The organism is Bacillus songklensis (assembly GCF_042649685.1).
Taxonomy (GTDB): domain Bacteria; phylum Bacillota; class Bacilli; order Bacillales; family Bacillaceae_H; genus Bacillus_BA; species Bacillus_BA songklensis.
On the sequence record NZ_JBHRZT010000052.1, the window covers coordinates 413,637 to 421,863 of the forward strand.

Genomic DNA, 8,227 nt, shown 5'->3' on the forward strand with positions numbered 1-8,227 from the left:
TATCACAATGGTCAAGTTTGACAATGGCGCAATCGGAAGCATTGAAGCTACCCGTAATGCGTGGGGCCGTAATAACTACCTGACTTTTGAAATCCATGGCGAAAAAGGTTCCCTGGCCTTCAACTATGAACGCCGTGATGAACTGCAAGTATGCTTCTCTGACGATCCGGCCGATGCGAAAGGATTCCGTACAGTTTATACAGGACCGGCCCATCCATACGGAGAAGGATTATGGCCAATTCCTGCACTGGGTATTGGGTATGGAGAAACTAAAATCATTGAAACATATGATTTCTTTAAATCCATCGTAGAAGATACAGAGGCTTCACCAAACTTTAATGATGGGTATCGTGTCGAAGCAATTGCTGATGCCATCCTTGAATCAGCCGAAAAAGGTGCATGGGTCAGCCTTGAAAAAAATCTAGTGGAAGCTAAATAGAAATTAATGCTGGAGGCTACTGATTATGGCAGTAGCCTCTATTAAAAAGAAGGTGATTGGGTTTGGAACAACCGATGCTTGTAATGAAAAATATCTCAAAATCATTTAATGGAATCACGGTTCTTAATTCGGTCGATTTCTCGGTCAAGAAAGGGGAGGTCCACGCCTTGATGGGAGGAAACGGTGCGGGGAAATCGACGTTAATGAAAATATTGACGGGTGTATATACCGCAGACGAGGGGGATATCTTTATTGAAGGGAAACAAGTATCCATTCAAAACCCCGATGATGCGAGAGAAAATTACATTTCAATGATTTTCCAGGAATTCAGTTTAATTCCTACCTTGACCGTGGCTCAAAATATTTTTTTGACAAGAGAATCCAAAACTTCTGCAGGACTCCTGAATGATAAAGAATGCATCGCTAAAACAAGGGAATTATTAACGGAATTAGAGGTGGATATTGATCCCAATGAAATCGTGGGCAATCTTGGAGTAGGGTACTGGCAAATGACAGAAATCGCCAAAGCTTTATCCCAGGAAACGAAAATACTCATTATGGATGAACCCACAGCTTCTCTCACGAAAAAAGAAACAGAAATCCTTTTTTCTTTTATTAATCAGCTGAAAGCAAAAGGCTATGCCATTATCTATATCTCTCATCGAATGGATGAGATCTTTGAAATCTGTGATCGAATTACCATTTTACGGGATGGAAAACACGTAGCCACAGAGAACTGTAAACAAATTGATTTGGAAACAGTCGTTCAGCATATCGTAGGCTCCGGGATGGATAAAGCATTTGAGTGGAAAGAAAGAGCCTATTCAATGGATGTAACCCCTGTCTTAGAAGTGAAACAATTATCATCTGGAACGAAAGTACAAGATGTTAATTTTCAACTATTCCCGGGTGAGATTCTGGGTGTGGCAGGGTTAATGGGAAGCGGAAGAACAGAGATGGTTCGTGCCATTTTTGGAGTGGATCCAAAAGACAGCGGCGACATTCTCATAAATGGCCAAAAACAAAACATCAAGAGTGCAACGGATGCGGTGGAAGCTGGTCTTGCTCTTATTCCGGAAGATCGGAGAGTGCAAGGGTTGGTCCTTGAGCACAGTGTAAAAGAAAATATCATACTGCCTATTCTGTCAAAAGTGACAAAAGGACTGCTTCTGAATGATAAGAAAGCAAACGAAATAGCAAATGGATTTGTGGAAAAACTGAATATTAAGACAGATGATATCTTTAAAACAACCAAATTGCTGTCCGGAGGAAATCAGCAAAAAATCGTCTTAGCCAAATGGTTGGCGAATGATCCTACAGTGTTAATGTTAGATGAGCCGACCGCAGGCGTAGATATTGTGGCCAAAACCGAGATTGTGGATGTGATTCGTGAATTGGCGGACAGCGGGAAAGCGATCCTGGTGATTTCTTCGGAACTCCCTGAACTTCTTGCGTTGAGTGATCGAGTGATTGTCATGCATGAAGGAAAAATCGTCAAGGAACTGAAGAGAAGAGAGATTAATTCAGAGGAGGAACTTCAACATGCCATCCAAGGGTATTAATACAAATGCTCCAGTCGTGACTGGAAATGATACGTTAAAACGGTTCAAAGGATTAGACTGGCGAAACTATATTGTCTATCTGGCTTTTATCGGTGTCATCATCTATTTTTCTGTCACCCTGCATGACCAGGGATTTGTCACAACGGATAATATACTGAATATCATTCGACAAACGGCGATGATTTCCCTGATGGGCTTGGCCATGACGTTTGTGATCAGTACGGGTGAAATTGATCTTTCGGTCGGTTCGATTGCAGCACTATCTTCCTTAACGGCAGCTTTGGCCCTACAGGCCGGATTCGGTTTGGTGGGCGGACTGGTTGTGGGATTAGCAACCGGACTTATAGTCGGTCTTATCAACGGGTTGCTTGTTACAAAAGTAGCGATTCCTTCCTTTCTGGTAACCCTTGGAACGATGGGGGCGGTAAAAGGGTCCGCGATGTGGATTACTGATACGGCTCCGGTACCCATTATTGACCCAACGTTTAACTTTTTATTTGGTTCGGGTGATATCGGACCGATTCCGATTCTATTAATTTGGACAGTTGCAGCAACGATTGTGGCCCATATTCTATTGCGAAAAACATCATTCGGAAGACAAACCTTGGCAACAGGCGGAAATGAGAGTGCAGCAAGATTTTCAGGTGTCAAAACTCAAAAGATCAAATTATTCGTCTTCCTGGGTTCTGGTTTGATGGCAGGTTTTGCGGGACTTCTTTATGCAGGCCGTATGCATGCAGGGCGCTTTACCTTTGGTGAAGGCGATGAGCTTTCTGTCATTGCGGCAGTTATCCTGGGCGGCACGAGCTTATTCGGCGGTGTAGGAACGGTGATTGGGACGGTAATCGGTTCCTTAATGATCGGAACGATCAATAACGGATTGATTATCATGGGCCTTGATGTGAGCCAGCAAATGATCATCAAGGGATTAATTATCATTTTAGCTGTCGCGTTCGGAAAGAAAACGATAAAAAGATAGAATAAAATGGTTTAGTTTACGAACAAGTAGAAAGCCTGTATCCAATTAGGATGAGGCTTTTTTGCTGTTTGTTAACTTACTAGGTTTTTGTAACAGAATCGGTTTCTCTATCTAAACTAAGTATATAAAAATATCAAAAATTGTCTAAGAAAGTTGAAATTCAAGATATAATCGATTACATTCATTTCACATAATTACGGCTTGTGATCCAATGAAATAAAGGTTAAAAAAAATCATTTTAAATGCAATCGATTACAAAGCTCTTGAGTGATTCTAACCTTATTGCTCTCGAGTTCGTTATCATTTGAAGAAGTGATGAGATTCCAACATTAATTCATCACATACTTATAAACATTACTCCGAACCATCTTCACTTTACGATTAATAAAGAGATTATTTTAGCAGGCAAACACGTGTTATCGGAAAAGCCGGAGAGATTGGTCATATTGCCTCGGTGGTAGAAGGGGGGACTCTTTGTAATTGCGGGAAGTCAGGATGCCTGGAAACCGTTGCTTCTGCAACAGGTGTTGTTCGCTTAGCCATGAGAGCTCTTACATCAACAGGGACACCGAGTATCCTAAGAGATGTCTATAATGAAACGAATGAACTGACAGCAAAACTGATTTTTGAAGCGGCTAAAGCAAGAGATGAGCTTGCTGTTAACGTTGTAAATGAATTAGCTTTTCATTTAGGATTTTCTCTTGCCAATATGGCGAACGTTTTAAATCCAGAGAAAATTGTCATGGGCGGCGGAGTTTCTAAAGCTGGAGATACTTTATTAAGTCCTGTAAGGGAACAGTTTCATCGTTTTGCTTTCCCGCGTGTGGCGGAAGGAGCAGAATTGATCATTGCGAAATGGGGAAATGATGCAGGGGTCATTGGCGGTGCTTGGTGAGCTAAAACAAAACTTGTTGCTTCTGAAGAGTTTCTTATTGTCTAAAAAAAGAGATACAGTATTTATTCAAAAAGTGAATAAATATCACAATATTATTTGATTATATTTGAATGATGTGACTAAATGAATATAACCGCTTTATTGTCTATTTGAAGGTAATACTTATCGGTTATTTTCAACAAATTGCCCAAGGAGGAAGCAACAATGATTATCATTCATGCATTTATCAAGGTGGATCCAAATCATCGTAAAGAGTTTTTTGAACTGACTAAACAAGTTGTAGCACCATCTCAAGCTGAAGAAGGAAATATCAGCTATCATTTATATGAAGATCCGGAACAGCTCAATACCTTTGTTTTTTTGGAGAAGTGGAAGGATCAAACAGCTATTAAGCAACATGAAGAAACTTCTCATTTTAAGAGTTTTGTCGGGGATGTACAGAAGCTTTTACTTGAACCATTGCATGCAGAATTATACGAGGTATCAGCAAAACATTGAACTTTTTATAGAGTCAGCTAAAGTAGCCAACTTAACAAGCTCGGACATTGAAAAGGTTGTTGCTGATTATGAAAAATACCGAAGGAGCCACATCGCTGGCGTAATCGGGCAATACATAGCAAAAGAAAGGCGCCCTGTCGGAGGAGGCGCCTTTCTTAAAGTAGATGGAGATGAACCTATACGCGTTGCACTGGTTCGTTTCCATACAAAGAAATTCACCATTTCGAATGTTCACGCAGCCGAATAAACTCACCGTCGCATGATGACCATATGTAAACTAGATTTGTATATAGTATACATTTATTTTGTGGAAACATATGGATAATTTATAATAATTACAGAAGATAAAATTAACTCAATAGGGGATGTTTTTGTGATCGTAGTAAGTGCATGTTTGGCTGGAATTGAATGTAGGTATAATGGAACTCATAGTTTAGATAAAAAGATTAAGGAATTAGTAGAACAGGATAAAGCAATATTGGTATGCCCAGAAATTTTAGGAGGCTTTTCAACTCCCCGTGATTCAGCAGAAATTATTGGTGGTACAGGAGATGACGTGCTAGAGGGAAATGCTAGAGTAATAGAAAAGTCAGGTAAAGATGTAACAGAATTATATGTGAAAGGAGCTTATAAAACATTAGAAGTTGTTAGAAGTGTTCAAGCTACATATGTGGTGTTAAAAGAATATAGCCCTTCTTGCGGCAGTGCTATGATTTATAACGGTACTTTTACTAATGCTAAGATACATGGGGAAGGCGTTACAGCAGCATTACTTAGAAGAGAAGGAATTAAGGTTATTTCTGAACAGGAATTAATAAATATTGTTTAAATTCAACTTCCTCTAATCAGTGTTATGTTAACTAAAGGTAAGTACGATACATACTTATTTGTTATTAATTTCTGTAGCATATTCAAGTTGGATAGATTTCTTGCACCAGAACCGTCCGCCCTATGATAATATGAGCTATGTAATAATATTAATTTAGAATGTTTGTGACGAATCTGTTTAGTGACAATAATGTAGTTTTTTAATTTTTCTCTTATAAACGCTCAAAACACCGTCCAATTTTCTAGACGGTGTTTTGGATAGTTGTTTAAAATCTAAGTGTTTTTCCACAATTGCGCCCGATTGTGGAAGAATGAAAAATGCGAAAGAGCTACAAAAATAGTTCCTCATTTATTTTACTAAAGCACCCTCCGCTTAATAAATTTACAACTTTAATTACAGATGAATGTAAGACATATGGATATTCCCTAATGGGAGGAACGTCAGAGTTAATTTGAACTTGAGTGAGAAAGATACTTTCGGTGAGATCAGCTCCTCTAAGGTCGGCGTCTCGTAAATCAGCCCCGATAAGGTCAGTCACTCTCAAGTCGGCGTCTCGGAGGTCAGCAGCAATAAGGTATGCTCCTCTTAAGTTGGCGACGTGACTCGGTCCGCACTAGTTCGCTTGTCCTTAAAAGCAGAGCGTTTACATCTGCTCGGTGTGATGGAACATCTAGTTCCATGAGTGAATCTGGACTCAGTTGAGTAAGTCGTTCCGTCTCGTCGAGCGCGAAGCTAAGCTCTCTGTGAATCGGACGAGACGCTTTCAACGTCAGAGCTTCGGTCAGATACCAGAGCATCTCATGAAGTTGTTGCATAATTGGGAACACATCGAACATTTTCTTCGCCGTTTCTGGACCTTCATGCCAGTCGACTCCTCCGAAAGTGACTTGGGAAACCTTTTGCCCTGCGCCGAAGCAGTCAAAAACAGTACACCCTTTAAATCCCTGCTGCCTGAGGCTTTTGTGAATGCCGCAACGGAAGTCCGATTGCAGATTGGGGCAGGGATTGCCGGCGTCTTTATCGATTGCAAAATCTGCCGAAGCTGCGAAGGGTAGTGCAACACAACACAATCCGAAGCAGTTCTCGCAGTTAGCACGCAAACTGTTGCGACTAATGTCGCGTTTTGGATTTGGATACTCATTATTCTCAAACAATACGTGCACTTCCTTTGCTTCCGTATTACTTACGTATTTTAATATATAGGTAAGTATATAGGATTAATAGTTGTTTGTTGCTTCACATGTGTTAATATGCGTATTCCGATTCTCTAATATTATCACTGAATAATTTCAGTTCGGAAAATATTCGTTTATTAGCTCTTTATTAACATTTTATCTAATTCACGTACTTTATCATATGACTTTAATAGTTTTTCAGGTACCAATGTTCTCCCATATTCCCAAGCATTAGTTTCTATTTCAGATTTAAGATTTTCTTTTTCTTCTTCGTCACCATACATTAGAATTCTTAAATCATGTTTGTTTTTCTTAAAATCTAAGTAATAGCCAATCACATGATAAAGAATAATTTTAACAAAGTTTTCATCTGTCTCGTTAATTCTAATTTTACCTTTATAACCGTTAACTTGAAGATAATTAAATTTTATAGTATTTGTCGATACGTTATAACTCATAGGTGCAGTTAGATTATTGTTAACTTCATAATTAATATCTAAATTGTGCTCATGTAATGTATTTTTAATTATCTTCTCGATATCCCATATATAAAGCATCTTATCTATCCCTACCCTTCAAGTATATAAAACACCTGTCATTTTACTTTTATGTGAATCTAACACTACTTCAAATTCTCCGTAGTAAATATGAATGTCTTCATTTATCTTATAATGTAATACTCTCCATTGGTCTACCTCACTATTTCATTTGAAATATGACATTTCAATAAGAGCTCGTTTAAAAAATATTCAAGTTTCTGTCTTAAACGTCCTCCTGTTATTCCACAATCTGGGCCTTTTATGGCATAACTTAACTGGGATTTTTTAATAACTTTATTTGTAATTAAGCATCTTTATTGTTAATCAACAGAATCATTTGAGGAAAACAGGAGTAAAAGCTGCTCCTTATTTTATTTCCTTTTCTAACGTTCGCTTATGAATAGCTCGATACAAAGATCCCTGCGAGATGCCAGTACCTTCTATAATTTCTTTTACTGAGTACTCTCCACTATCATACATTCGTAATGCTAGTGCAATCTTCTCTTTATCTACCTTTGGTCTTCCCAGTTTTTTGCCACGTTTTTTACTCACTTCAAGCCCTTCTTTTACACGTTCTGCAATTAAATTTCGCTCTAATTCTGCGATGACGCACATCATTTGAAACATGGCTTTACCTGTAGAAGTCCTGGTATCCATCCGTTCTTTTAAGGATACAAACTGAATCCCCTTTTCTTCAAACTGCTGAATGATGTGCAGGATATCGAGTGTTTTACGCCCTAAGCGTGAGATGCTTTCAACCGCGACTGTATCCCCTGACCTGATCATATCAAATAACTGCGTAAGACCTTTTCGATCTCGAATAGTCCCTGTAAATTTTTCAGTTACAATTTTTTCGCACCCATACTCCTCTAGCATCGCTATTTGGCGGCCTAGATTTTGATCTAACGTCGATACACGAGCATAACCAATAATCATCGTAAACCTCCTGTACATACTATCATGATTTAATTGTACAGAAGGACTATTTATTGTAAAGGTATTTGGTAATACTTTTGGACATTATTTTCGGAAACCTATAAATTTTATAAAATCAGGAGGACATCACACACTGAAAGTGTGTTACAAAAAATATGGTTTTTGGTAGCATTCAAGTTGTTTCCGCGTCCCACGTACACTCTTAAGCGTGCCAATCGTCAAAAACAAGAAGCGTTTCAACGGGAACTCGACATGGTGAAAAAACGTCTCAGACGATCTATATATATTCCACTTAATAACTCGACACATCTTCATTCAATCAAGAGGCATCACAATCGGTGATCCAGACAACTTGAATTCGCCCTCAAGGGTTCA

At 38.9% G+C, this 8,227-nt stretch carries 8 protein-coding genes and 2 pseudogenes; 7 read left to right on the forward strand and 3 right to left on the reverse strand.

Annotated features, from left to right (window positions below):
* The 7 genes and pseudogenes from ACFOU2_RS13405 to ACFOU2_RS13435 form a co-directional block, all read left to right on the forward strand.
* Positions 1-439 (forward strand): Gfo/Idh/MocA family oxidoreductase (locus tag ACFOU2_RS13405; protein WP_377915921.1); only part of this gene is annotated, 439 nt, incomplete at its 5' end.
* A 62-nt stretch (positions 440-501) separates the two neighbouring features.
* Complete coding sequence (locus ACFOU2_RS13410) at positions 502-2,001, forward strand: sugar ABC transporter ATP-binding protein (protein ID WP_377915923.1); 1,500 nt, start codon at positions 502-504, stop codon at positions 1,999-2,001.
* A complete protein-coding gene (locus ACFOU2_RS13415; protein WP_377915925.1) occupies positions 1,982-2,980 on the forward strand; it encodes an ABC transporter permease in 999 nt (332 codons plus the stop codon). The genes ACFOU2_RS13410 and ACFOU2_RS13415 overlap by 20 nt, the downstream gene beginning before the upstream one ends.
* Before the next feature lie 415 nt (positions 2,981-3,395).
* Positions 3,396-3,875: pseudogene (locus tag ACFOU2_RS13420) on the forward strand (ROK family protein); the annotation flags it as partial.
* Positions 3,876-4,079: 204 nt separating this feature from the next.
* Entirely contained in the window at positions 4,080-4,373 is a 294-nt protein-coding gene (locus ACFOU2_RS13425) for a putative quinol monooxygenase (protein ID WP_377915927.1), read from the forward strand.
* Positions 4,309-4,620 carry a hypothetical protein gene (locus ACFOU2_RS13430; protein ID WP_377915929.1) on the forward strand — a complete coding sequence of 104 codons (312 nt, stop codon included), beginning with the start codon at positions 4,309-4,311 and terminating at the stop codon, positions 4,618-4,620. Before ACFOU2_RS13425 ends, ACFOU2_RS13430 begins: the two co-directional genes overlap by 65 nt.
* A gap of 126 nt (positions 4,621-4,746) precedes the next feature.
* The gene (locus tag ACFOU2_RS13435; protein ID WP_377915931.1) at positions 4,747-5,202 is read left to right on the forward strand and encodes a DUF523 domain-containing protein; all 456 of its coding nucleotides are present in this window, start codon (positions 4,747-4,749) and stop codon (positions 5,200-5,202) included.
* 328 nt (positions 5,203-5,530) lie between these two features.
* Here the strand turns inward: ACFOU2_RS13435 and ACFOU2_RS13440 are convergent.
* From ACFOU2_RS13440 to ACFOU2_RS13450, 3 genes and pseudogenes are all read right to left on the reverse strand, one after another.
* A pseudogene (locus ACFOU2_RS13440) lies at positions 5,531-6,356 on the reverse strand (pentapeptide repeat-containing protein).
* Positions 6,357-6,514: 158 nt separating this feature from the next.
* A complete protein-coding gene (locus ACFOU2_RS13445; protein WP_377915933.1) occupies positions 6,515-6,934 on the reverse strand; it encodes a hypothetical protein in 420 nt (139 codons plus the stop codon).
* A 348-nt stretch (positions 6,935-7,282) separates the two neighbouring features.
* On the reverse strand, positions 7,283-7,852 hold the full coding sequence (locus ACFOU2_RS13450; protein ID WP_377915935.1) for a recombinase family protein: 570 nt from the start codon (positions 7,850-7,852) through the stop codon (positions 7,283-7,285).
* Between the last annotated feature and the right edge of the window lie 375 nt (positions 7,853-8,227).

Bases quoted from the DNA above. Each gene is read 5' to 3' on its own strand.
- ACFOU2_RS13415 (WP_377915925.1), top strand. From the start codon at position 1,982: ATGCCATCCAAGGGTATTAATACAAATGCTCCAGTCGTGACTGGAAAT.
- ACFOU2_RS13425 (WP_377915927.1), top strand. From the start codon at position 4,080: ATGATTATCATTCATGCATTTATCAAGGTGGATCCAAATCATCGTAAA.
- ACFOU2_RS13430 (WP_377915929.1), top strand. From the start codon at position 4,309: ATGTACAGAAGCTTTTACTTGAACCATTGCATGCAGAATTATACGAGG.
- ACFOU2_RS13445 (WP_377915933.1), bottom strand. From the start codon at position 6,934: ATGCTTTATATATGGGATATCGAGAAGATAATTAAAAATACATTACAT.
- ACFOU2_RS13450 (WP_377915935.1), bottom strand. From the start codon at position 7,852: ATGATTATTGGTTATGCTCGTGTATCGACGTTAGATCAAAATCTAGGC.